Origin of the sequence: Ochrobactrum sp. BTU2 (assembly GCF_024539785.1) — a bacterium.
GTDB classification, from domain to species: Bacteria; Pseudomonadota; Alphaproteobacteria; order Rhizobiales; family Rhizobiaceae; genus Brucella; species Brucella anthropi.
Genome location: NZ_JAHWRG010000001.1, coordinates 167,119 through 192,119, shown reverse-complemented (window position 1 = coordinate 192,119; position 25,001 = coordinate 167,119). Strand labels below are relative to the sequence as shown.

Below are 25,001 nucleotides of genomic sequence, written 5' to 3'. Positions count from 1 at the left end.
ACGCATATAGTTCTTCGTCCCCATATGGCAGCCAGCGAGCCAAACGGCTCGCGTGGCCATGGGGACAATTTAGTGTCGATCAACCCGCCGCTTTAAACGTCGCGTCGGCGTTTCAGCTGAGGAACAATTTGACGAGCAGCGGCACAACGAGTGACGTTGCAATAGCGTTCAGCGCCATGGCAATCCCGGCGAAGAGCCCAGCCGTCTCATCGACATCGAAAGCACGTGCAGTTCCGATACCGTGCGACGTCAGCCCAACAGCAAATCCACGTGCGGCGTAGTCCCTTATCCGCATGGCATTCATGAAAGGGGTGACGACAAGTGCGCCGATGATACCGGTAAGTACGACCAATACCGCGGTTAGCGACGGTGTGCCGCCAAGTGTGGAAGAGATCGCCATGGCAACCCCGGCAGTTGCGGATTTTGGCAGAAAAGAAATCAGCACTTCATTGGAGAGATTGGCCCATTTGCCCATCACCACAATGGAAAGAACCGCAAAGAAGGAGCCGACGACCAGCGCTGCTCCCATTGGGATCAGCGCTTGCCGCACCTGATGCCATTGGCGGAATAGAGGCACGGCGATGGCTACTGTGGCTGGACCGAGCAGGAAGTGGATAAACTGGGCTCCTTCAAAGAATCGTCCATAGGGAACATCAAAAATCACAAGCAGACTGGAAAGCAGCACGATGGAAATCAGTACAGGATTGGCCAATGGATGGCGCTTCAGTCGAACGGAAATATGCGTCGCCACGATCCATGCGCATAATGTGAGAGTGAGCCACAGCAAAGGTGATGCTGAAAGGTAAACCCATAGTTCCAGTGGATGTTTCATGACGCTACCTCCGCCCCATGAAGCGTTGCACAAGAATGAAGGTCCAGACCGTCACCGCCAATGTGAGAATTGCCGAGATCACCACAATAGCCAGAATTGCCGTGGCTTGCCCCTGAATCTGGCTCCACATAGCCACCACTCCGACCCCCGCCGGGACAAAAAGCAGGCCGAGATTACCGAGAAAACCATCGGCCGCCGTTTCTGCTTCGGCAAAGATACCCCAGTCGAATATCTTGCACAGTTGCATGGCAACGAACAGAAGCACGAGCCCCACAACGGGGCCCGGTATAGGAAGCCCGCTCGTGAAGATAAAGCTTTCGCCAAGCAGCTGAAACAACAATAGCAGCGCTATACCCTTGATCATGAAGGCTTCATCTCCGGTTCAAATCTCAAGAGCCAAGGTAACCGACCGGCCATCCTACCGTCTATACGGTCGGCAGTGATAGTGTTTCTGATTTGCAAGAACATATGCTCGCCGAGCCGGCCCCGGAGCTTTGCTCCCGGCACAGGCACGTCCAAGGTCGGCGGCGTGCAGCACCACAGTCCAACCGGAAATTCAATATACGGGGTGCCGCCCGAGGCGTTTCTACCGAAGGATCATTGCGCGCGGCGCACGGTTTCCGATGGGAGATAGCCGAAGCGCTGTCGGTAATCCGCTGAAAACAAGCCCATATGATTGAAAGCCCAGGCCATGGCGATACGCGTGATATCCCCCGGCCCGGCGTGGCCGCGGACAAGCTCTGCATGCACCTTGTCCAGCCGCATGTTCTTGAACACGCCGAGCGGCGTGTTGCCCCGGACACTGCGAAATGTGCGGTGCAAGGTACGTGCACTGGTGCCCGTTGCATCGACAAGCTCCTGCAAGGTCAGCTGCTTGTCGAGATTGTCGAGCATGAATTTTTCAGCACGCTGGACATAGCTTGGAACCGCACTCGTCAGCGGCCTTGCGCGCGGCTGCGTGTCGAGCGCCGCCGCAAGCGATGCCATCAGGCTGTCTTCGAGCCGCTCCGACAGACCGCCATGGAAGAATGCTTCCTTATCCTTCTCGATCTCGTTTATGACGAAATGCGCCAGCTGATAGAAGGCATGACCCACTAGAGTATCGAAGGATACGACGCGCTTGTTATGGGTAAACTGTTCGATGAATTCCTTGCCCCCCAGAATATCGATCTGGGTATCGTTCAGGCTGAAGATCAGCATGCGCGTGGAAGGGTGAAATTCGAGATCAATCGCCGAATGCGCGTCGACCAGCTGGGCATTCATGCCGGACTGATACAACAACTCGTCACCGCGCCGGTCGCGCGAGACGAAGATGCCCTGCAACGGAACCTGCAACAAAGTCATGTCGTTATGCGCTTCAACTTCGATGCGGGCATGGCCGCCAATGCGGATCGCAGTCAGGCCGAAGGGACGCATGCGCCCATGTGAAACTTCCGTCCGGTAGGTCCGGCTGGATTTCTTCGAGATGCGGCAAGGCCTGAGGAGACCCGACATGGTGTCCTGGAACGAATCGATGGACGGCGAAAGCCTGTGCATATAGCTCGTAGTCGGCATCACGATATTCCCCGTATCTCATTTAGAGAGCATTTTATTTTAAGATTAAAGTATCACGCTGGAGCGAGAGCGCAAGCGCCACGAAAATTTTGCACGAAAGCGCGTTTCTGGCGGTTTCCTGTTAGGAATGGCGTTTTGGTGATAGACAGCATTGTTCCCGCTTTTATCGTTGGTCCCAGGCGCCAAAGAGCAGCCACGAAAAAGGGAACCGCGAATGAAAGCGATTATCGTCGGAGGGGGCATCGGTGGCCTCACGATGGCATTGATGCTGCACGCACGAGGCATTGACTGCCAGATTTTCGAAGCAGCACCGGAAGTCCGTGAACTGGGCGTTGGTATCAATGTCCTTCCGCACGCCATCCGCGAACTGGCTGAAATCGGCCTTCTGCCCGCGCTGGACGCCACCGGCATCCGCACCCGAGAGCTGATTTACGCTACACGGCAGGGCCAGGAAATATGGCGCGAGCCCCGCGGCGTCGATGCAGGCTATGATGTGCCCCAGTTCTCAATCCATCGCGGCTATTTGCAGAAACTGCTTTATAATGCCGTCATCGAACGGCTTGGACCGGATGCCGTCATCGCGAACCAGCGCTGCGTGGGCTACACCCAGAACGAGGGTTCTGCCACGGTTCATTTTGCCGAAGGTTCAAAAATTACCTCGGCAACTGCCGACATCATTATCGGCGCGGACGGTATTCATTCCGTCATTCGACATCAGATGTTCCCGAACGAAGCCGGTCTCAAATGGAACGGCGTCATGATGTGGCGCGGCGCTGTTGAAAGCGATCCGTTCCTTGACGGTCGCACCATGATCGTGGCTGGCGGCTTTACGTATAAGCTGGTGCTTTACCCGATAGCCAAGGGCACCACGCCCGGCAAGATTCTCAACAACTGGGTCGTCACCTATCGTCCCGGCGCCGACGGATCGCCTGCGCCGAAGCGCGAGGACTGGAGCCGTCGCGGCACGCATGAAGAGCTGATGCCCCATGTCGAAAAATTCGGCATCAATGTCGTGGACCTTGCCGCTTTGGTGCGCGCAACCGATACATTCTTCGAATATCCGATGTGCGACCGCGACCCCGCCCGCTGGTGGACGGATGGCCGCGTGGCGCTGATCGGCGATGCCGCCCATCCGATGTATCCGGTGGGGTCGAACGGCGCGAGCCAGGCGATCATCGACGCACGCACGCTTGCCGACCACCTTGCCGCTGCGGAGCACGGTCGCGCGGCGCTGGCGGCCTATCAGGCAATCCGGCTGCCCGCGACGGCGGAAATCGTCCGGCTCAACCGGCTGGGCGGCCCGGAAGGCGTCATCGATGAGGTTGAACGCCGCGCTCCATCCGGTGTTGCCGATCTGGACGGCGTCATCAGCTTTGCCGAGCGCGAGGCAATCGTTCGCGGCTATGCCGCAAAGGCTGGCTTTTCAACACAGCAAGTCAATCGGGGAGTGTCTCGGGCCTCTGCCTGAAACCTGCGTCTGAATATTTTTTAACGCGCATCTTTTCCGAAAACCGTTTCACACTTTTCGGGGTGCGCTCTAATGAAAGGGAATTAGAGTGACTGTTCTTCAAGCTGGCGTGACCAAATCCGGTTCCTCCGTGGACGGTGTTGTCTGGCATATTCTCGGTCAGACCTATGTGCCCAAGCATGTCTGCGAAAGCTCCATGTCCTGGCACGCAACCTTCCCTCCCGGCACTTTCGTTCCGCCACATATCCACACCACGCAGGAAGAATTCATCTACGTGCTGGAAGGACGCTTCGACCTGCTTCTCGACGGCAAGGAAGCCGTTGCCGAAGCTGGCGATCTCGTCTGCCTGCCACGCAACGTGTCGCACGGTATTTTCAACAAGACCGAGCAGCCAGTGAAGTGCGTTTTCTGGGTTTCGCCGACTGCAAAACTTTGGGATCTGTTCGTTCGCATCGACAATGTCGGTGATCCTGCTGAAATAGTTCGCATTGCACCGGCACACGAGGTTGAATTTTTGCCCGCTCCAGCAGAATAATGCATCCGCCCGGCAGAAGTATGGGAGTACATCTGCCGGGTATCAGAGCATTTCCAGCAAAAGTGTGAAGCGGTTTTGCACCGGATAATGCGAAAGAAAAATAAGACAAAGCAGAACGCTGCAATCGAGGTGGAACAATGAAAATTTCGACGAAAGCGGCCTTCGCGCTGCTCGCCGCAACCATGTTGAACGGAACCGCGCAGGCCGAAGAAGGCAAGATCAAGATCGGTTTGATCTATACGCTGAGCGGGCCAGCGGCCTTGCTGGGCGAACAATCCCGCGACGGTTTTCTGCTTGCCATGGACAAGCTGGGCAACAAGCTCGGCGGCCTCGATGCTGAAATCATCATTCAGGACGATGAGCAGAAGCCGGATATCGGCGTCAACAAGGTCCAGCAGATGATCCAGCGCGACAAAGTGGATTTTGTCGTAGGCCCCATCTTCTCCAATGTCCTGAACGCTATCGTCAAACCAGCGACCGATTCCGGCACGTTTCTGATCTCGACCAATGCAGGCACGTCCAATCTGGCCGGCAAGGATTGCAACCCCAATCTGTTCGTCACCTCCTATCAGAACGACCAGATGCATGAAGTTTCCGGCAAATATGCCGAAAAGCAGAACTACCAGCGCGTCGTGCTGATCGCCCCGAATTATCAGGCTGGCAAGGACGCTCTGGCCGGTTTCAAGCATTCCTACAAGAACGAAGTCGCGCAGGAAATCTATGTGCCGCTTGGCCAGCTCGACTATTCGGCAGAACTCGCCCAGATCGCAGCCGAACAGCCTGACGCGGTCTATGCTTTCCTGCCCGGCGGCATGGGCGTAAATTTCGTCAAACAGTATCGTCAGGCCGGTCTTGAAGGCACCCCGTTCCTTTCGGCATTCACCGTGGATGAGACCACCCTGCCCGCGCAGCAGGATGCGGCAGTTGGCTTCTTCGCCGGTTCGAACTGGGCGCCGGATCTTGATTCCGCACCAGCCAAGGAATTTGCCGCCGCCTATGAAGCCAAATTCAAGCGCATTCCGGCGACTTTTGCGGTGCAGGCTTATGACGCCGCCATGCTGATCGATGCGGCCGTCAAGCAGGTCAACGGCAATATTGCCGACAAGGATGCCTTGCGGGCCGCCATGAAAGACGCGAAATTCACCTCGCCGCGCGGTGAATTCAGCTTTGGCGACAACCACTTTCCGATCCAGAATTTCTACCTGACCAAAGTCGTCAAGCGTGACGACGGCCAGTTCGCCACGTCCTACGTTGAAACGGTCTTCAACGATTACAAGGATAATTACGCAGCTGAATGCAAGATGTAACCCGGTGGAAGGCGGGTGCTCCGATGAGCCCAGTCCTCTCAATTTCCAAGTCTGAAACAGTTCACGCCAGTTTGTCTGGCGTGAAACGGACTTCAGTACAACGAGTTCCGGACGTCCCCCATGCTCAATCTTTTTCTGCTGCAGTCCCTTAACGGGATTCAGTTTGGCATTTTGCTCTTTCTCGTCGCAGCCGGTTTGACACTGATCTTCGGCGTCATGGACCTCATCAACCTGGCGCATGGCGTTCTTTATATGGTCGGCGCCTATCTGACTGCGACTTTCACTGCCATGACAGGCAGCTTCTTTTACGGCATCCTGATCGCCCTGCCCGTCACCCTTGTCATCGGCATTGTGTTGGAAGTGCTGGTCTTTCGACGATTATACGAACGCAGCCATCTCGATCAGGTTCTGGCTACATTCGGGTTGATCCTGATAGTGAACGAACTCGTGAAGATCATCTGGGGCGCGGCTCCGCTCAGCGTGCCGATGCCGGATTCCCTATCCGGTTCCATCCAGCTCTTTGGCAACCTGCGCTATCCCGTCTATCGCCTGCTGATCATCGCCGCTGGCCTCGCCACGGCGGCAGGTCTTTATGTCCTCGTCAATCACACGCGCATCGGCATGTTGCTGCGTGCCGGAGCGACCAATGGCGACATGGTTTCGGCTCTCGGCATCAATATACGCCGCCTGTTCATGGTGGTCTTCGGACTTGGCGCGATGCTTGCAGGCTTTGCCGGTGGCATGATCTCCCCCATTCTCTCCGTTGATCCAGGCATGGGCGATTCCATCCTGATCCTCACATTCGTCGTCATCGTGATCGGCGGCGTCGGTTCCGTGCGCGGTGCTTTCGTTGCGGCCATCACCGTTGGCCTCGTCGATACGCTTGGCCGCACCTTCGGGCCGATGCTGCTCCGCAACCTGCTCGATCCGGCCGCTGCCTCCCAGATGGGCCGCACGCTGGTGCCGATGCTCACCTATATTCTTATGGCAGCCGTGCTCTATTTCCGTCCGACAGGTCTCTTCCCGGCGCAGGGAGGAACCCGATGAGCGAGATTACCCATAACAGCACCCGCGATACCGCCATGCCGGAAACGGCAAAGAGCCGAACCTCGCCTTTGCTGGATGCGGGCCCGTGGCTGGTCTTCGCCGCCTTTGCAATCGTTCCGCTTCTCGCATCCGTATTGAACGACAGCTTTCTTCTCGTGATCGTGACACGCATCATGATCTTCGCGCTAGCCGCGCTTTCGCTCAATTTCATCATGGGTTACGGCGCGCTCGTGTCCTTTGGTCATGCCGCCTATATCGGGATCGGCGCTTATGCAGTCGGCATCCTGTCCAGCTATGGCATCGACGATCTGATCCTCCAGCTGGTTGCGGCCATCGTTGTTGCGGCGTTCTTCGCCCTCGTCACCGGCTATATCTCGCTGAGAACCAGCGGCGTCTATTTCATCATGATCACGCTGGCCTTCGGGCAGATGGCCTTCTTCTTCATGGTTTCCCTGTCAGCCTTTGGCGGCGACGATGGAATGACGCTGTCCACCCGCTCGACGCTGTTCGGCAATATGCTGCTTTCCAGCAATCTGGTGTTGTTCTACTTCGTGCTGGCGGTTCTGATGGGCGCATTTTTCATCTTCCGCATGCTGGTGCATTCACGGTTCGGTCGTGTGCTGCGCGGAACGCGGGACAATCCGGTACGCATGCGCGCCATCGGTTTCTCGCCCTTCTCGTTTCAGCTCACCGCCTATGTCATCGCCGGTGTGGCAGCGGCCATTGCCGGTGTTCTGCTCGCCAACCAGATCCAGTTCGTTTCGCCTGCCTTCATGAGCTGGCAGCGTTCTGGCGAACTGATCGTCATGGTCGTGCTGGGTGGAATGGGCACGCTGATCGGCCCGGTCCTCGGCGCAACCGCCTTCATCGTGCTGGAAGAGGTGCTGGCGCATTTCTCAGAGCACTGGAAACTCGGCCTTGGTCTTTTCCTTGTTCTCGTCGTGCTTTTCAGTCGCGACGGTATCGGCGGGCTGCTCCGCAAGCTGCGTGGAGGTTCCGATGTCGGATGAACTGCTTCAGGTGCGAGACCTGCACAAAAGCTTTGGCGCGCTCAAGGTCACAGACGGTGTGAACCTCACCGTCAAACGCGGTGAAATTCATGCGCTGATCGGCCCAAATGGCGCCGGAAAGACGACATTGATCCACCAGCTTTCGGGCAATCTCAAAAGCGACCGCGGTTCGGTCATCTTCGATGGCCGTGACATTTCCGGTCTGCCTATGCCCAATCGTGTCCATCTCGGCCTTGCACGTTCGTTTCAGATCACCTCTGTTCTTGAAGGTTTCAGCGTGCTTGAAAATGTTGCGCTTGCCGTTCAGGCACGATCCGGTTCGAGCTTCCGCTTTTTTCAGGCGGCAAACAAGGAGGTCCAGATCAACGAACAAGCCATGACAGCGCTTGCCCGCGTGCGGCTCGACGACCGCGCCCATCGCCGGGCCGGAGCGCTGTCGCACGGCGAAAAGCGCCAGCTTGAGATTGCCATCGCGCTCGCCACCGAAGCGCAGATGCTGTTGCTTGATGAGCCACTGGCTGGCACCAGCCATGAAGAATCCGTAGTGCTGGTCGAGCTGATGCGCGCATTACGTCAGACGCATACGCTGGTTCTGATCGAGCATGACATGGATGCCGTTTTCTCGCTGGCGGATCAGGTGAGCGTCCTCGTCTACGGATGCGTCATCGCGTCCGGAACACCCGCTGCCGTACGCTCTGATCCGGACGTGCGCGCCGCCTATCTCGGCGAAGAGGAGGCCGCGTGATGCTGAAGGTCGAAGGACTCCAGAACGCCTATGGCCAGTCTCGCATTCTCTTCGGCATCGACTTTGAAGTCAGTGCAGGAGAAGTCGTCACGATCCTCGGCAGAAACGGCATGGGGAAAACGACGACCATCAAGTCGATCTTCGGCTTGCTGCCGCCCAAGGGCGGCAAGGTGTTCGTCAATGGCCATGACGTTACCGGCAAACCGCCCTACGCAATTGCCCGCGAGGGGCTTGGTCTCGTCCCGGAAGGACGGCAGATATTCCCGACGCTCAGTGTCGAAGAGAACCTGCTGGCCACCCGGCGTTCGGAAGCGCGTTCATCCAAATGGACGCTGGAAAGCATCTATCGGATGTTCCCACGCCTGAAGGAGCGGCGGCGCAACATGGGCAACCAGCTTTCCGGCGGTGAGCAGCAGATGCTGGCGGTTGGTCGCGCCCTGATGACCAATCCGAAAATGGTCGTGCTGGATGAGGCGACGGAAGGCCTGTCGCCGCTCATGCGCGAAGAGATCTGGTCCTGCCTGCGCAACATCAAGGATGAAGGCGAGGCAATCCTTGTCATCGACAAGAATGTCGATGCGCTGGCGCGCTTCGCAGACCGTCATGTGGTCATCGAAAAGGGCCGTGTGGTGTGGAGCGGCGACAACGCCGCCCTTTTGACCACCCCGGACATCAAAGAACGTTACTTGCACGTTTGACCCAGCAGTCGAACGCAAACTGGCATTGACAGGAGACGAGCATGCACCCCAGCGCTCATGTGGACACATTCGTTCTGGATAATCTCCCGGCTGCGGAATTTCTACCGGATATCATCAACCTCGACGCACTCGGCTACCCGGAACAGCTCAACGCCACCTACGAACTGGTGGATGCACATCTTGCAAACGGCAAAGGCGACCGCATTGCACTGCAGGCGCCGGGCGTACGCTGGACCTATAGCGATCTCGCCGCAATGATCAACAAGATCGCCAATGTGCTGACCGACAAGCTCGGCATGAAAACAGGCAATCGCGTGATGATCCGCTCGGGCAATAACCCGACCAAGATTGCGCTCTATATGGCGATCATCAAGGCGGGCGGCGTTGTGGTCGCGACCATGCCACTCCTGCGCGCCCGTGAACTGGTCCAGATCATCGACAAGGCCGAAATCAGCATTGCATTTTGCGATCACGCGCTGATCGGCGAGATGCAGAATGCCGTGGCACAGACCGATTTCATCAAAACTCTGGTGACCTGGGAGGGCAATGCTGGCGGGGAACTTGGCGCATTGCTGGCCGGTGCATCCAGCGATTTCGATGCGGTCGCAACACGGGCCGACGATCCATGCCTGCTGGGCTTTACATCCGGCACCACCGGCTTGCCGAAAGCGACGATCCATTTCCACCGCGACCTGCTGATTGTCTGCGACTGCTATGCACATCATATATTGAACGCGACCGAAGATGACATTTTCATCGGCTCGCCGCCGCTGGCGTTCACGTTCGGTCTTGGCGGGCTGGTCCTGTTTCCCTTCAGGATCGGCGCTTCCACGGTGCTGCCAGCAAAGACAGCACCGCACGATCTGGCCGTGGCTATCGGAGAATATAAACCGACTGTCTGTTTCACCGCGCCGACGGCTTACCGAGCCATGCTTTCCAAGATCGATCAGTACGATCTTTCTTCCCTGCGCAAATGTGTTTCAGCTGGTGAAGCCCTGCCGCTCCCTACTTTCGAAGCGTGGAAGCGCGCGACCGGGCTTTCGCTGGCCGACGGCATCGGCGCGACGGAAATGCTGCATATCTTCATCTCCGCGCCGGAAGACGACATCAGACCCGGAGCGACTGGTAAACCCATCCCCGGTTATGAAGCACGTGTCATCGATGACAATGGGCAGGAATGCCCGCCCGGCACCCCCGGACGACTTGCCGTTCGCGGACCGCTCGGCTGCAAATATCTGGCCGACGCGCGCCAGACCAAATATGTCGAGAACGGCTGGAATATCACCGGCGACACCTATGTCATGGATGCGGACGGCTATTTCTGGTATCAGGCCCGCAACGACGACATGATCGTTTCCGCTGGATACAACATCGCCGGACCGGAGGTCGAAGCCAGCTTGCTTGCCCATCCCGCCGTGGCGGAATGTGGCGTGGTGGCTGCTCCAGATGAGGAACGAGGCTGCATTGTCAAAGCCTATGTCGTGCTGAACGAAGGATATCATGGCGACACGAACTTGCAGGAAACACTGCAAAGCCACGTCAAAAGCGAACTCGCGCCTTATAAATACCCCCGCGTGATATGCTGGGTTTCAAGCCTGCCCAAAACAGAATCCGGAAAATTGCAGCGATCCGCCCTGCGCGCGCAGGCGGCAACCGAAGCCCGCGCCTGACGTGCGGCTTCAAGCATGAAATACGCAGGAGACTTCTGTGCTGCACGACTACGATACCGCTTACGACAATATGAAGGCCATCAGCGATTCCGCCACCTATCCGCCGCGCTGGACGGAACTGGCATCCGGCTTTCGCGAGAAGATGCGCGATCAGGGTCGCTTGATCCCTGACATCGCCTATGCCGACGGCGCGCGGAACCATTATGACCTCTTCCTGCCGGAAGGTACGGCCAAGGGCACACTTGTTTATGTCCATGGCGGCTATTGGAAGGGACTGGACAAAAGCTTCTGGTCGCATCTGGCGCAAGGCGCGCTTGCGCGCGGCTATCGCGTGGCCATGCCAAGCTATACGCTGTGCCCCGAAGCGCGCATTTCCGGTATCACACGGGAAATAGGGCGCTTCCTCGACCATCTGGCGCAGGAAGTGGACGGTGATATCGCCTTGACCGGCCATTCCGCCGGGGGGCATCTGGTCAGCCGCATGGCGTGCGAAAATGCGCCCATTGCCGCCGCAACGGCGGAACGGATAAAGCGTGTTCTTTCTATCAGCGGGCTGCACGATTTACGCCCGCTTCTCAAAACCGCGATGAACAATATTTTCTCTATGGACGAGGCTGAAGCTGTCGCGGAGAGCGCGGCACTCCAGCGCCCGCGTATAGATATTGCCGTTCATTGCTGCGTCGGCGGCGATGAGCTGATGGAGTTCAGACGACAAAATGCGCTGCTGGCAAACATCTGGTACGGGTTGGGGATAGAAACCAGCGCTTGGGAAATCGACGGCACCCATCATTGCAATGTGATCGATACGCTGTGCGATCCCAAAAACCGCGCCGTTAAATTCCTCTGCCCTTAGTAACGCGGAAAGCGTTTTCAGAAATGCTCTATGGGAAGGCCGCGCCGTTCCTGTCCCGACAGGACAAATCCGACCGGCTCGGCTTTCCTCCCACCGCTCATGCGGTTGATCAGAACGGCCACTTCGGTTCTGTTACGAACACCGAAACGCTTGATCAGGTCGTCGACATAATCCTTCACCGTATGGGGCGAAAGCTCCAGATGTCGCGCAATCTGCTTGTTGGTATTGCCAGCTGCAAGCAACCGGGCGACCGTCGATAGGCGCGGCGACAAGCTGGTCAGATTGGCGTTGGGCGTCTTCGCCGGACGCGCTTCCTGAATGTTGCGCAAGGCAAGCGCCGACGAACGGCACAGCAGCGAAACCTGTTCTTCGAGCTGTGTTGCGTGCATCTCGAAACCGGCGGCATAGATCAGCGCCTGTATGTTGTCGCCGACGTAAACCGGACAGCACAAGTTATCGTTGTAGTTCCATCGATAGAGCAGCGTTCGCATCAGCGGCACATTTCCCGCCGCATTCTGGGGCAATCGCGAGCCCGCAATCGCGCCAGCATTCTGCACCACTGCCGCAATCATCGGATCCGAATCCGCAAGCCCATTCTGATATTCAAGAAGAAAGCCGGTGGGTGTGTTGATGCTGTGAAAAAGGCGCGGCCGATTATTCTCCAGCAAATAAATTCCAAGCGATCGAACCCGCAGGACATTCGCGGCAAAATAATCACAAGCTATTGTAAAATCGTCATAATTACGGCTCTCCGCAACGGAAAGCGCTGCAGATATCCGCTCGTCTGTCGATAATATTTGCCTGGGCATTCTCTCTCCCGAGTTCCCAAGCCCCCCATCTGGGGGGAATGTCCGTTCCCACTCTTATCCGTATCATTCCTGCTTATAACCACTAAATCAAGGGGAACTAACTTGGATACCAGCGTGCACCGGACTCACACGACCGACAACTATTCCGCAGTCCTTCAGGGCTTCAATGATCGCCTTCAAGCGATTCTACCCTTGATTGAAGAAAAGGCGGAAGAGGCAGAGACACTCGGACGGATGCATGACGACGTCGTGGACGCCATGCGCAAGGGGGGCTTCTACACAATGCTGTTTCCCAAGGAAGTCGGCGGCGCGGAATTGCGCCCAATCGATGCCATGAGATTAATGTCCGCGCTTTCCTATGCCCACGCATCATCGGGCTGGTGCACGATGGTCAACAATATGGAAGGCACCACCATGGCGATCTACCTCGACGACGAGGGGATTGCGAATGTCTTCAAGGACGGCGTCGATGTCACCATTGCAGGCAATGGCGTGCCGCGCGGCTTTGCCCGCAAGGTCGATGGCGGCTACATGATCCGCGGCAACTGGGCTTATGGAAGCTCCATCTTCCACGCGGAATGGATTCATTCCGGCTGCTTCCTTCTCGATCCCAAGGACCCGAGCGGAAAGGCACTTCTTAAAGACGAAACCGGCGCACCGCAGATCATCGTCGCACATCACCCGCGCTCGACGATCCAGCTGCTTGGCAACTGGGATGTGCTGGGCCTGCGCGCCACGGGCAGCTTCGACTACACGCTGGCAACCGATGAAGACCTCTTCGTGCCGGATTCAATGACCTATAGTTTCACGCAGTCCGCACCGAAGCGCGGTCAGACACAGGGCCATCTCGGGCTGGCAGGCTACAGCGCCCTCACCCATACAAGCTGGGCCATCGGCGTCGGTCGCCGGATACTCGACGAACTCGCCAAGGTGATCCGTCAGCGACAGGATCCGTTCGGCAAGAGCGCAGACAGCGCCAGCCTGCGGTTCCAGTTTGCCAATGCCGAAGCCCGTTACCGGGCCGCACGGGCGCTGGCCATGGAAACATGGGAAGACGTCTCGCAGACCACCGCATCCGGCGGCGTCCCGTCCCTCGACCAGATGACGATGGTGAAGCTCTCGCTGCGCTATATGCACGACATCGTTTCAGATGTGGCGACATTCGCGCATCGTGCGGCTCGTGGAGCCTCGCTGCACAACACGGCCATGCAGCGCTTTTATCGCGATATCCATTCCGGCACCCAGCATATTTTGCTCGCCGACCAGATCGTCGAGGAATGCGGCAAGGGGCTACTTGGCCTTTCAGGCGCCGATGCGCGATGGACCGTTTTCGGCATCAGCGAAAACTGAGACCGGCCATGGCGCGAAATATTGTCAGCTTCGTCGGGTGTGATCGCCCGACGAAAGTTCACCGGCTAACCCAGGCGATTGCCGCAAGGCTGGAAGCGGAAGACGATGTGTCGGTCACGCATCTGGACCTGTCGCATGCCGGGTCGAACCTGTTCACGGTCAATCGCAAGGCACTGGACCGGCAATCCGAAAGCCTCATTTCAGAGATCGAGCATTGCGATGCGTTGATCGTCGGTTGCCCTGTTTATCAGGGAAGCTATCCCGGTCTTTTCAAACACGTGTTCGATCTCGTCCATCCGCTCGCGCTGCGCGGTCGCCCGACCGTGCTGTGCGCAGTGGGCGGCGGGCATCGTCATGCGCTGGTCGTTGAACATCATCTGCGTCCGCTCTTCGGCTTTTTCGAAGCGGGAACCGTCGCAACGGGCATCTATGCCTGTTCGGCGGACCTGGAACCGGATGGGCTTCTGCCCCCGGCCTTGGAAGCGCGGATCGACAGCGCTGTCGATCAGATGAAAAAGCAATTGGTCCAGTCACACCAAGCCAGCGGCATAAGGTGGAAAGATGTTGAATTACTCGAGCAGTTTTGAAAAACGCACGGTCGTAATCCGAGGCAAAACCGTCACCTATCTTGTGAAGGGTGAAGGTAAGGATGTGGTCTTTCTGCATGGAACCGGGACATTTCCCGGCTTTGACAGCCTGGCCGACATTGCTTCGCGAAACCGGCTCATCATCCCGTTTCATCCGAATTTCGGTGAAAGCGACGACGACGCCGATATCGTGCAGATCGGCGACTATGTGCTCCATTACATGGATTTCTTCGATGCACTCGCACTGGATCAATTCAGCCTTGGCGGCTTCTCACTTGGCGGCTGGATTGCAGCAGAATTCGCGATAAGACAGCCGGAAAGGCTTGCCGCGCTGTTTCTCGCCGCACCTGCCGGTCTTGATCTTCCAACAATCCCTCTCCCCGATCTGTTTCAGGTCGCGCCTGCCGATATCCCAGCCCATCTCACGCATGATCCGGCAGTTGCGCTCCGCTATTTCCCGACCGAGCCCGACAGCCGGTTCGATGCGGCGCTCGGACGCGAAATGGGTGCGCTGGCGCGGGTCCACGCAACGGACGGACGCGGCAATAAAACGCTTGGCCATTGGCTGCACCGGCTTCACATGCCGACCCTGATCCTCTGGGGCGAGGAAGACAGGGTCATCCCCGTGCAATATGCCGAAGAATGGCAGCGCGGGACCGATGAAGCACGGCTGGAGAAACTCGGCGCGACCGGACATTTGCTGTTTGAAGAGGCGCCAGCTGCGGCGACACTTGTGCGCGATTTCCTGTCTACGGTCTGATATCCGACTTCAAACATTGGGCACCGCACGCTCCCGCGAGGAAGCATCATAACTTTGCAGGTAAAAATAAGGGGAACCAGACCATGCAATGGGAAAGCCTATCGGACTTCGATCAATCCAGAATAAAGCGCTGGCAATGGGGAATGCTGGCGCTGGCGCTTTTATGCGAAATGTTTCTCGCCGCTGACTGGTACGCCTTTGCGGCAGTGATACCGTTCATTTCAGAAACGCTCCAGCTTGATTCCGCGCAGGCCGGTCTGGCACAGGGGATTTTCGCACTGACCTATGGTCTCGGCATGATTGTCTGGTCGCAATTGAGCCGTCGCATGAATGCGCGGTCGTTGCTGCTGATCGGTCTGTTCTGCACCGCCATCGGCATGGTGGCGCAAGTCTATGTGCAAACCTACGCCCAGCTGATTGCGTTGCGCCTGTTCATCGGTTTCTTCGATGCCGCAATCTTCCTCGGCAACATGAAACTCATCATTGGCTGGTTCCCGCAGAAGCGGCGCGGCAGCATGATCGGCTTGATCCTCGCGGCCTATAGTCTTGCAATCACGCTGGACTTTGCGATTGGCATTCCGCTTTCCATCACCTACGGCTGGCGCACCTTCTTTGCCATTCTTGCCATCGGAACGCTGGCGACGGCGGCTGCCGTGCTGCTCTTCACCCGCAACAATCCGGCTCATATCGGCTATAAGGATTTCCGCTGGGAACCGGAAAAGCAGCAAACCTCCACGGCGTCTCTGGCCAGCATCTTCCGCTCGAAATGGATTATCGTCGGCAGCCTCGGCATTTCGGCCTGCACGATGGCCATTGCCGGAACCGCCACCTGGGTCATTCCCGGATATATTGCCGTGCATCAGATGCCGGTGGAAGACGCCGCCCTAATCGGCACCTTGATGGGACTGTCGCAGGTCGTGTTTCTCGTCATCGGCGGTTACGCCGCCGACCGCCTGAACAAAACAGGGATGATCAAGTTCGGAACCGTGCTTGCCGTCCTCGTCGCGGCAATGTTCACCGTCGGCATGGCCATACCGCTTGGCTTCGGCTGGCTCATCCTGATGGCGCTCCTGAGCGGCATGGCACTTTTCGGCGGCGGTGCGATCTTCGCCTTTCTCAGTGAAAAATACCCAGAAGAGCTGGCAACAGCAGCGGTTGGTTATGCCGAAATCTTCGCCATCCTTGCGACGTTCATTTCGCCCTGGGTCATGGGCGTGGTCATCAAGGTTTCGGGCGGGTCCTTTGTCAGCGCCTTCCTGACCTTCGCGATCATGGAAGCGATCATTCTGGTTATCGTTCTTGTAGTCACCCGCGAGAGTTTCAGCCTCAACGACGATAAGGTTGCCATTGCCACCAGCGGCAACGGCATCTCGGGTGAGGCCTCCCGCCCCTGATCCAGAAACAGCAGCGGATGCGATTGCAAGATCGCATCCGCCTTTTTCTCTGGCATCTTTCCACAACCGATATTAACACCGATGAGAGCGCCTTGTTGCGCCTGATGCCTCACCGCATCGGGCGCATGACTATTGTAACCATGATCTAAAGTGAGGGAATTCATGGAGGAACGCTTCTCAGGTACGGTTCTGGCTTCCGAACATCAGGAGGAGAACCCCGCGCGTTCGCTGGGCGAAATCGGCCTGAACAGTTTTGCGCCCTACCTGATGAACCGCCTGATGGCACGCTACAATGCGAACCTTGCGGAGGCGCTGAAAGGCCGCCAGATCACGACAGTCAAATTGCGAACGCTGGCTGTCCTGAGTGTCACGCCTTCGGCGACGATCAATGAGCTTGCGGTCTTTACCGTGACCGAACAATCAACGATGAGCCGCACGCTCGATTCCCTTGAAGAGCAGGGTTACATCCGCCGTCAGGCGCGTGCAGAAGACATGCGCATTCGCGATATTTCGATGACCGAAGAAGGCCGCAACATTTTTAACGAAGCATGGCCGGTCATGTATGATCTGCTGTTGCAATTGTTTGAAGGCATCGATGAAGACGAGCATCGCGCCTTTGTCGGCACCTTGCAGAAAATGCTGCGGAACATCCGTAAAAACGAACTTTGATATTATGTTCGATAATAGGCCGATCCGCTCTTGGGAGCGGATCGGCTTTTTGTGGCTTAGTCCGTCGAGCGTGACGGGATCAGCGCGGTTGCCACAGCGGCCAGTGCAGCGACAATGGCGAAGATATAGAAGTTCCATTGCGGACCGACATTAAGGCTTGCGATCAATCCGCCCAGCAGCGGACCTGACAACGCTCCAATGCGTGAGAAGCTCAGCGCCCAGCCGGTTCCGGCAGAACGGATCGAGGAATCGAGCCGCTGGGCCAGAAAGCCTGTCAGAACCAGCGACGCGGACACGGTGCCAAAACCGGCAATCGCGACAAACACATAGTTCATCAGCAGCGAGCCCTTGAAGGCGAGCGCCACAATGCCAAGCGCGCCCAGCGCATAGGAGCAGGCAACCGTGCGGCGCACGCCAAAGCGATCCGCCCATGTGCCCAATACAATACCGCCAATCGCCGAGCTGAGGCTGAAGACGGCGAGAAACAGCAGGCTGTTGCCAAGATCATAGCCATTCTTGCGCATGATCTGCGGCAGCCATTGCGCGAGACCATAGACCAAGAGCAGCCCCATGAAGAGCGCGATCCAGAAGCAGGCTGTTTCGAACGCCTTTTTCGGGGAGAAGATTTCACTGAAAACAGTGCGCCAGCCGACCTTGCCATGCTTGCGGACAATTGCCGCCGGAACGCCGACGCCCATGCGCGCTGCCGTCTTGCGCGCTGCATCATGCTTACCGCGCTGGACCAGCGATTCCACGCTTTCCGGCAGGAATGCGAGGAAGATCGGAACAAACAGCAGCGGGATTGCGCCGATCAGAACGATGGTGCGCCAGCCATGGACTTCCAGAAAGCCACGACCGCACAAGGCGGCGGCAAGCAATCCCATTGAATAACCCGAATACATGAGACCGTAGTTGAAGCTCTTCTTCTTGATCGGGGAATATTCCACCGTCAGCGCGGCGGCGACCGGAATAATCCCGCCAAGCCCGATGCCGGAAATGAACCGGCTCAATCCGAAGATGAAGGGTGTCGGCGCCATGGCGCTGACGATCATGCACAGCGAAAACAGGGTGATACAGGCGACGAATAGCGGTTTGCGCCCATGAAACTCGCTCAGCGTGCCCGCAAGAATGCCGCCGATCAGCATGCCGATCACCGTATAGCTGCCGATAGCGCCAAGCTCTATCGGCGTCAGTTGCCAGACCGGATCGACCGACAAGGCGGGCAGAATGGCTCCGATGACGCCGACATCATAGCCTTCAGCAAAAATCGCAAGCCAGCACAGGCCGACGACGAGCAGGCTTTTGCCTGCCGATATTTCCTTTCCGGCAACAGCCGGCGCATCTATGCTCTGCGCTTGAGACATAGTCCTTCCCCTTTTTTCTTTGAAATAGCGGCGCGCTTCTCTCAGAGCGTCGCGATTGTTTTCAGCGCGCCATCAAGCGCGATACCCTGTTCGTCCAGCAAGGCTGCCTGCCGCAGGCGCCGCAACCAGGCCGCGCCGTCGTCCCGCTCGGTCAGAACAGGCAAGGCGGACAGAACGCGGTCGAATTTCGACAGGCCACGCGAATGCGTGTCGGAGTAGCCCTTGACCAGACGGCGGCAGGCTAGAACTTCAACTGCGAGATCGTAATTCTTTGGTAAGGTGGCCAGCGCCTGCGCCAGCCAGGCTTCGCGATGTTCAACCTCGCGCTGATGGCGCAGGCTGCCGCGTCGAAAACGTCGCAGGCCAGACACGACATAAAGCCCGGTGAACCAGAACAATGTTCCCGTATTCACCCGGCGACCCTTGCTGATGCGCTTGTCGAGCCAGGCAAAGAGTTTTGGTCGATTTTCGATCCAGGCGCCGATGCCTTTCGGCAAAGTGCCGCACACTTCTTCCATGCGCGGATGCATATATTCGGTCGTATAGGCAATCTGGTCTTTCTTGAGGCCGATTTCCTTGCGCACCCGCTCAAACCGCGAGCCGCGCACCTTGATTTCGGCCACCCGGACCACATCGTCATAGGCCATGGCGATAGCCACATATTTTGCCGCCTGCTCGGTGAAGGCAAAGCCGTGAGCCGTGCCGCCATTATCGCGATCGGCCTTGAGCAAGGCAGCGCAACGGGTCAGATATTCATCCGCATAGGCCGGGTCCTGAAACTCGGTCAGTTTCTTGATGCCCGCAAAAAGCATCGGATGACATTCACCCGGGAATTCGCTGCGAATGCGCTTGATAAGCCCGTCAAGTGCCGGATGATCGGACCGTTCGGGCAGAGGGTCGAGCCGCTTTGCGGGCGTTGCCGCAAGCTTGTCATTCGCGCCGCCAAGCGTGCGCTGATAGGCAGCCTCAAAAGCTCTCAGACTTGCCTCGATGCCCTTGCCGCCAGACTTGATAGTCGTTTCAAAGGCGGCCTTGTCGAAAGGCAAAGCGCCGGAAGCCGCAAGCGCGCCGAACAAAGCCGAAGACACCACGCTGCCGCTTTTTGTCGCCAGCGCTTCCATGTCGAAAGCGATGGTCTTGCGCGCAGCAAAAGCTGTCGCGTCCTCGACGACCACCGGATTGCCGATGCCGTCACCCGGCTTTTCCTTTTCGCCCACCGCGAAGGAGCGATGGGTGGAAGTGATGAGCAATGTCTTGTCGGGCGTCACGAGGCCGCGCAGCACCGAGCGCCCCGCTTCCATCAATTCAGCCGCGATGACGATATCGACGTCGCCGGGCGTGGGCATCAGCGACAGGATCGGATGCGCCCCTTCGCGGGCCCGCAACAGTTCGAGATAATAGATCGTCGCGCCGGTTCTCTGCGCCACGCCGGGCACGGAGGTGGTCTGCGCAACCCAGCCATTGTTTTCCGCCAGTGCCACAACCCAGTCGGCCAGAACGCCACCGCCCTGCCCGCCCATGGCGAGGATGGCAATCGATAGCGGTTTGTCCTGCGAAAGAAGGGCGGACGGCGATGCATTCAATGTAGACATGGCCTGTTCCTCAATCCGCAAAGACAATGCGAGACGCGCGGCGGCGCTTTTGCAGCCAGCCGATGACGCCGGAGCGCAGGCGATGCACGAACTTGTCCCAACCCGTCGGGTTGTGGATGACATCGGCGCGATAGAAGGACGGGCACAGAACTGCAGCTTCCGAAACCTCACCGCAATTGCCGCAACCGACGCAGGAATTGTCGATGGCCGCAACCGGATCGTCCTTCAGCGGATCGTCGGTGTGCTTCACCGAAAGCGACGGACAACCCGACAGACGGATGCAGGCGTGATCACCGGTACACACATCCTCATCGACACCGAAACGCTGCTTGACCATCCGCTTGCCGTCCTTGACGGCCTTGGCGAATTGCGGCTTCACGCGGCGCTGCTTGTTGAGCATGCATTCCGACGACGCCACGATGATCTTTGGGCCTTTCTCTTCCGTCGTCAGCGCTTCCTTCAGCGTGTCGCGCATCTTTGCAACGTCATAGGTGTGGTCGATCTGGCGGACCCAGCCCGCACCAATTCCCTTGACCGCATCGACGATGGAATTGTTGGTCTTGCGGCGCGGATTGATCGCTCTGGAGGACATCACGTCCTGACCGCCCGTCGCCGACGAATAGTAATTGTCGACCACGAGGATGACGCCGTCCTGCTTGTTGAAGACGGCATTGCCGACCGAAGTGGCAAGACCGTTGTGCCAGAAACCGCCGTCACCCATCACGGAAATGGAGCGTTTGCCCGCAGGCACGTTGAAAGCGGAGGCCGAGGCCGGACCAAGGCCGTAACCCATGGTCGTGCCGCCGAGATTGAACGGCGGCAGAATGGAAAAGAGGTGGCAGCCGATATCCGCTGACACGTGATGCTCGCCGAGCTCCTTTTCCACCAGCTTCATGGCGGCGAAGATCGGGCGTTCCGGGCAACCGGTGCAGAAACCTGCGGGGCGCGGCGGCACCACTTCGGCCAGCGCCTTGACGCGCTCATCGGCCAGAACCGGCGACGGATCGGGCAGCGGCGGACGGTTGCCGAGCAATTGCGGCGCATGCGCATCGAAGAACGCCGTCAAGCCCTTCAAAAGCACAGGCGTTGTGTATTCGCCGCCGAGCGGCAGCACGTCCTTGCCGGACAGTTTTGTCTGGATATCGCGGCGGCGCAGCAGCGTATGCAGCGCCTGCTCGATATATTCGGGCGCACCTTCCTCCAGCATCACCACGGCTTTTTTGCCGGCAACGAAGTCGATGACCTCGTCGTCTATCATCGGATAGGCGACATTCATCACATAGAGCGGAACCCGGCTTTCGCCGTAAACATCGGCCAGCCCCATTTGCTGCAAGGCGCGCATGGCGCTGTTGTAAAGCCCGCCTTGCAGGATGATGCCGACATCGCCCTCTTTCGGGCCGAAATATTCGTTGAGACGATTGGCTTTGACGAACTCGACGGCTGCGGGCCAGCGCTTTTCGAGCTTTTCCTTCTCATGCAGGAAAGATGCAGGCGGCAGGACGATGCGGTTGACGTCGCGCCTTGGATTTTCCAGTGCTTCGGCCAGCGTGTGGGCAGGCCGCTTGTTATCCTTCGCCACAAACTGACCATGCACGTGGCAGCTGCGAATGCCGACCTGCAACATGACCGGCGTGTTGGAGGCTTCCGACAGTTCAAAGCCTTTTTCAACGGCTTCCACAATCGAAGGCAGGTTGGGCCGTGGCGTCAAAAGCCACATTTGCGATTTCATCGCATAGGCATGGCTGCGCTCCTGCATGATGGAGGAGCCTTCGCCATAATCTTCGCCGATGATGACAAGCGCGCCGCCAGTCACACCGCCAGAGGCAAGGTTGGACAGGGCATCGGAGGCGACATTGGTGCCAGCCGTCGATTTCCACGTTACCGCGCCGCGCACCGGATACATCACGGAGGCGGAAAGCATGGCTGCGGCTGCGGCTTCCGACGCGGACGATTCGAAATGGACGCCCAGGTCTTCCATCACGTCCTTCGCATCCGCGAGAACATCCATCAGATGCGAAATCGGCGAACCCTGATAGCCGCCGACATAGGACACGCCCGACTGCAACAGCGCCTTGGTGATGGCGAGAATGCCTTCACCACTGAAAATTTCGCCTGAGCCGAGTTTCAGATCCTCGACCTCGCGGGCGAATGACCGCTCCGCCATGATAGTTCCCCTTTTCCGTTTGCCGGAATATCAATTCATTTGCATCAGCATATTTTCCAATTCTAAACTGTGTCAATAGCGGTTTTTGGTGTGATTATAATTATTGCATTTGCATATTTTAGTTCACAGCCATTTCCCCTGTGTCGCAGGCGATATGAAAAAGATGGCGATTTTTTCACTTGACGCGTCGAAGTCGCCAATTATATTTTAAACTTAAAATAATTAACCGGCGCCGTTTGGCAGCATATCGGAAAGGGAACTCAACATGCGTATCGTGTGTATTGGAGGAGGTCCGGCCGGCCTTTATTTCGGCCTTCTGATGAAAAAACTTCATCCGGAACATGACATTACGGTCGTGGAGCGGAACCGCCCTTACGACACGTTCGGCTGGGGTGTGGTGTTTTCCGACGCGACCATGGAATCCATGAAGGTCTGGGACCCGGAAAGTGCGGCCGAAATTCAGGACGCCTTCAATCACTGGGATGATATCGAGGTGCTGTTCAAGGGCACGCGCCAGCGCACCAGCGGTCACGGCTTTGTCGGCATCGGGCGCAAGCGCCTGCTCAACATTCTTCAGCTGCGCTGCGAAGCGCTGGGCGTGAAGCTTCAGTTTGAAACCGACGTGGAAAGCGATCTCGATTTCCCGGACGCCGATCTCATCATCGCTTCGGACGGCCTGAACTCCCGCATTCGCAATCGCTATGAGGATGTGTTCGAGCCCGACCTGATCGTGCGGCCCAATCGCTATATCTGGCTCGGCACGGAAAAGCTGTTCGACGCCTTTACCTTCGACTTCCGTAAGACCGATCATGGCTGGTTCCAGGCGCATATCTACAAGTTCGACGACAAAACCTCGACCTTCATCATCGAAACCACCGAGGAAGCCTATCTGGCGCATGGCCTGGACCAGATGGACCAGACAGCATCCATCGATTTCTGCGAAAAGCTGTTTGCGGAAACGCTGGAAGGCGTGCCGCTGATGACCAATGCGCGCCATATGCGCGGCTCGGCCTGGCTGAACTTCAACCGTCTGATTTGCGGAAAATGGAGCCACTTCAACGGCAATTCCCATGTGGTGCTGATGGGTGACGCAGCCCATACCGCGCATTTCGCCATCGGATCGGGCACCAAACTTGCCATCGACGACGCGATTGAACTGGCCAACCAGTTCCAGAAACTCGGTCACGGCAAGGAAGGCATTCCTGAAGTCCTGCATGCCTATGAGGAAATCCGCCGCGTCGATGTCGCACGCATTCAAAACGCTGCGCGCAATGCCATGGAATGGTTCGAGGTCGTAGGCCAGCGTTATGCCGACACGCTGGAGCCGGAACAGTTCATGTATTCCATGCTGACGCGCTCGCAGCGCATCAGCCACGAAAATCTGCGCCTGCGCGACAAGAACTGGCTGGAAGGCTATGAGCGCTGGTTTGCCCGCAAACAGGGGTTGAACGTGACGGAAGACGAGCGTTGCCTGCCGCCGATGTTCACGCCCTATACGCTGCGTGGCGTGACGCTGCCAAACCGCATCGTCGTGTCGCCGATGGCGATGTATTCCGCGACCGATGGCCTGATCGACGATTTCCATATGGTGCATCTGGGCAGCCGCGCCATGGGCGGCGCGGGACTGGTCTTTGCCGAAATGACCTGCGTGTCTCCTGATGCGCGGATTACGCCCGGCTGTCTCGGCATCTGGAACGATGCACAGGCCGAAGGCTGGAAGCGCGTTGTGGATTTCGTGCACAACAACAGCAATGCCAAAGTTGCCATGCAGATCGGCCATGCCGGGCGCAAAGGTGCTACCAAGCTTGCATGGGAAGGGATCGACCAGCCGCTGGAAGAGGGTTCATGGCCGCTTCTGTCCGCTTCCGCCCTTCCCTATCTCAAGCACAGCCAGACGCCAAAGGCGATGGACCGCGCCGACATGGATCGGGTGAAAGCGGACTTTGTCGCCGCCACCAAGCGCGCCGCAGAAGCTGGCGTCGATTGGCTCGAACTGCACTGTGCGCATGGCTATCTTCTGTCGAGCTTCCTCTCGCCGCTCACCAACCGGCGCGAGGATGAATATGGCGGCGCTTACGAAAACCGTGCGCGCTATCCGCTGGAAGTCTTCCACGCAATCCGCGAAGTCTGGCCGCAGGACAAGCCGATCTCGGTTCGTCTTTCCTGCCACGACTGGTTCGAAGGCGGCAACACGCCGGAAGATGCAGCCATCTTCGCGGACATGTTCAAGGCCGCAGGTGCCGATCTGATCGACTGTTCGTCGGGTCAGGTCTGGAAGGAAGAAAAGCCGGTTTATGGCCGTCTGTTCCAGACCCCGTTCTCCGACAAGATCCGCAACGAAATCCACATTCCGACCATTGCCGTCGGTGCGATTTCGGAAGCCGATCATGCCAACTCGATCATTGCTGCCGGGCGCGCCGATCTGTGCGCCGTGGCACGCCCACATCTTGCCGATCCGTCATGGGCGCTGCATGAGGCGGCAAAAATCGGCATCAACTCCATCGCATGGCCGAAGCAATATCGCTCCGCCAAATATCAGTATGAAGCCAATCTCGCCCGCGCCGCCACAGCGCCGCAAGGCGCGAAGTAACGG

General features: G+C 57.8%; 22 protein-coding genes. 15 read left to right on the top strand and 7 right to left on the bottom strand.

All coding sequences use genetic code 11. The annotated features are described in order from the left end of the window. Positions 1–112: 112 nt before the first annotated feature. From KWJ32_RS00910 to KWJ32_RS00900, 3 genes are all read right to left on the bottom strand, one after another. Positions 113–832 (bottom strand): LrgB family protein, encoded by a 720-nt coding sequence (locus tag KWJ32_RS00910; RefSeq protein ID WP_012093330.1) that lies wholly within the window; start codon positions 830–832, stop codon positions 113–115. Positions 833–836: 4 nt separating this feature from the next. Continuing rightward, entirely contained in the window at positions 837–1,196 is a 360-nt protein-coding gene (locus KWJ32_RS00905) for a CidA/LrgA family protein (RefSeq protein ID WP_012093331.1), read from the bottom strand. 233 nt (positions 1,197–1,429) lie between these two features. Further along, positions 1,430–2,386, bottom strand: coding sequence for a helix-turn-helix domain-containing protein (locus KWJ32_RS00900; RefSeq protein WP_010659176.1), 957 nt, complete (start codon positions 2,384–2,386; stop codon positions 1,430–1,432). A 214-nt stretch (positions 2,387–2,600) separates the two neighbouring features. On the opposite strand from KWJ32_RS00900, the gene KWJ32_RS00895 reads away from it, so the two are divergent. The 9 genes from KWJ32_RS00895 (at position 2,601) to KWJ32_RS00855 (ending at position 11,719) form a co-directional block, all read left to right on the top strand. Continuing rightward, positions 2,601–3,854, top strand: coding sequence for a flavin-dependent oxidoreductase (locus tag KWJ32_RS00895; protein ID WP_012093333.1), 1,254 nt, complete (start codon positions 2,601–2,603; stop codon positions 3,852–3,854). Between the two features lie 88 nt (positions 3,855–3,942). Beyond that, complete coding sequence (locus KWJ32_RS00890) at positions 3,943–4,389, top strand: cupin domain-containing protein (RefSeq protein ID WP_010659178.1); 447 nt, start codon at positions 3,943–3,945, stop codon at positions 4,387–4,389. A gap of 137 nt (positions 4,390–4,526) precedes the next feature. Then, complete coding sequence (locus KWJ32_RS00885; RefSeq protein WP_010659179.1) at positions 4,527–5,696, top strand: ABC transporter substrate-binding protein; 1,170 nt, start codon at positions 4,527–4,529, stop codon at positions 5,694–5,696. Between the two features lie 120 nt (positions 5,697–5,816). After that, a complete protein-coding gene (locus KWJ32_RS00880; protein WP_010659180.1) occupies positions 5,817–6,743 on the top strand; it encodes a branched-chain amino acid ABC transporter permease in 927 nt (308 codons plus the stop codon). After that, positions 6,740–7,753, top strand: coding sequence for a branched-chain amino acid ABC transporter permease (locus tag KWJ32_RS00875; RefSeq protein WP_012093334.1), 1,014 nt, complete (start codon positions 6,740–6,742; stop codon positions 7,751–7,753). The genes KWJ32_RS00880 and KWJ32_RS00875 overlap by 4 nt, the downstream gene beginning before the upstream one ends. After that, positions 7,743–8,498, top strand: a complete 756-nt coding sequence (locus KWJ32_RS00870; RefSeq protein ID WP_012093335.1) for an ABC transporter ATP-binding protein — start codon at positions 7,743–7,745, stop codon at positions 8,496–8,498. Before KWJ32_RS00875 ends, KWJ32_RS00870 begins: the two co-directional genes overlap by 11 nt. Then, a complete protein-coding gene (locus KWJ32_RS00865; protein ID WP_012093337.1) occupies positions 8,498–9,196 on the top strand; it encodes an ABC transporter ATP-binding protein in 699 nt (232 codons plus the stop codon). The genes KWJ32_RS00870 and KWJ32_RS00865 overlap by 1 nt, the downstream gene beginning before the upstream one ends. A 41-nt stretch (positions 9,197–9,237) precedes the next feature. Then, a complete protein-coding gene (locus KWJ32_RS00860) occupies positions 9,238–10,866 on the top strand; it encodes a benzoate-CoA ligase family protein (RefSeq protein ID WP_012093338.1) in 1,629 nt (542 codons plus the stop codon). Positions 10,867–10,903: 37 nt separating this feature from the next. Next, a complete protein-coding gene (locus KWJ32_RS00855; RefSeq protein ID WP_012093339.1) occupies positions 10,904–11,719 on the top strand; it encodes an alpha/beta hydrolase in 816 nt (271 codons plus the stop codon). 17 nt (positions 11,720–11,736) lie between these two features. Here the strand turns inward: KWJ32_RS00855 and KWJ32_RS00850 are convergent, their stop codons facing one another. Continuing rightward, positions 11,737–12,528: a LuxR C-terminal-related transcriptional regulator gene (locus tag KWJ32_RS00850; protein WP_012093340.1), complete on the bottom strand. Its 792-nt coding sequence runs from the start codon at positions 12,526–12,528 to the stop codon at positions 11,737–11,739. A gap of 114 nt (positions 12,529–12,642) precedes the next feature. Here KWJ32_RS00850 and KWJ32_RS00845 point away from each other — a divergent pair, with 114 nt between their 5' ends. The 5 genes from KWJ32_RS00845 (at position 12,643) to KWJ32_RS00825 (ending at position 17,288) form a co-directional block, all read left to right on the top strand. Beyond that, positions 12,643–13,878, top strand: a complete 1,236-nt coding sequence (locus KWJ32_RS00845; RefSeq protein WP_012093341.1) for an acyl-CoA dehydrogenase family protein — start codon at positions 12,643–12,645, stop codon at positions 13,876–13,878. Between the two features lie 8 nt (positions 13,879–13,886). Next, positions 13,887–14,465, top strand: a complete 579-nt coding sequence (locus KWJ32_RS00840) for an NAD(P)H-dependent oxidoreductase (RefSeq protein ID WP_012093342.1) — start codon at positions 13,887–13,889, stop codon at positions 14,463–14,465. Continuing rightward, entirely contained in the window at positions 14,440–15,225 is a 786-nt protein-coding gene (locus KWJ32_RS00835; protein ID WP_012093343.1) for an alpha/beta hydrolase, read from the top strand. Before KWJ32_RS00840 ends, KWJ32_RS00835 begins: the two co-directional genes overlap by 26 nt. Before the next feature lie 83 nt (positions 15,226–15,308). Continuing rightward, positions 15,309–16,619: an MFS transporter gene (locus KWJ32_RS00830; RefSeq protein WP_012093344.1), complete on the top strand. Its 1,311-nt coding sequence runs from the start codon at positions 15,309–15,311 to the stop codon at positions 16,617–16,619. A 162-nt stretch (positions 16,620–16,781) separates the two neighbouring features. Continuing rightward, on the top strand, positions 16,782–17,288 hold the full coding sequence (locus KWJ32_RS00825) for a MarR family transcriptional regulator (RefSeq protein WP_010659191.1): 507 nt from the start codon (positions 16,782–16,784) through the stop codon (positions 17,286–17,288). A 56-nt stretch (positions 17,289–17,344) separates the two neighbouring features. Here the strand turns inward: KWJ32_RS00825 and KWJ32_RS00820 are convergent, their stop codons facing one another. Genes KWJ32_RS00820 through KWJ32_RS00810 form a run of 3 tightly spaced genes read right to left on the bottom strand, consistent with a single transcriptional unit; the run spans position 17,345 to position 22,408 of the window. After that, positions 17,345–18,652: an MFS transporter gene (locus KWJ32_RS00820; protein ID WP_012093345.1), complete on the bottom strand. Its 1,308-nt coding sequence runs from the start codon at positions 18,650–18,652 to the stop codon at positions 17,345–17,347. Between the two features lie 41 nt (positions 18,653–18,693). Further along, positions 18,694–20,244, bottom strand: a complete 1,551-nt coding sequence (locus KWJ32_RS00815; RefSeq protein WP_012093346.1) for an indolepyruvate oxidoreductase subunit beta family protein — start codon at positions 20,242–20,244, stop codon at positions 18,694–18,696. A 10-nt stretch (positions 20,245–20,254) separates the two neighbouring features. Continuing rightward, positions 20,255–22,408 carry an indolepyruvate ferredoxin oxidoreductase subunit alpha gene (locus KWJ32_RS00810; RefSeq protein ID WP_012093348.1) on the bottom strand — a complete coding sequence of 718 codons (2,154 nt, stop codon included), beginning with the start codon at positions 22,406–22,408 and terminating at the stop codon, positions 20,255–20,257. A 265-nt stretch (positions 22,409–22,673) separates the two neighbouring features. Between KWJ32_RS00810 and KWJ32_RS00805 the strand changes: the two genes are divergently transcribed. Beyond that, the gene (locus KWJ32_RS00805) at positions 22,674–24,998 is read left to right on the top strand and encodes a bifunctional salicylyl-CoA 5-hydroxylase/oxidoreductase (protein WP_012093350.1); all 2,325 of its coding nucleotides are present in this window, start codon (positions 22,674–22,676) and stop codon (positions 24,996–24,998) included. Positions 24,999–25,001: the final 3 nt, after the last annotated feature.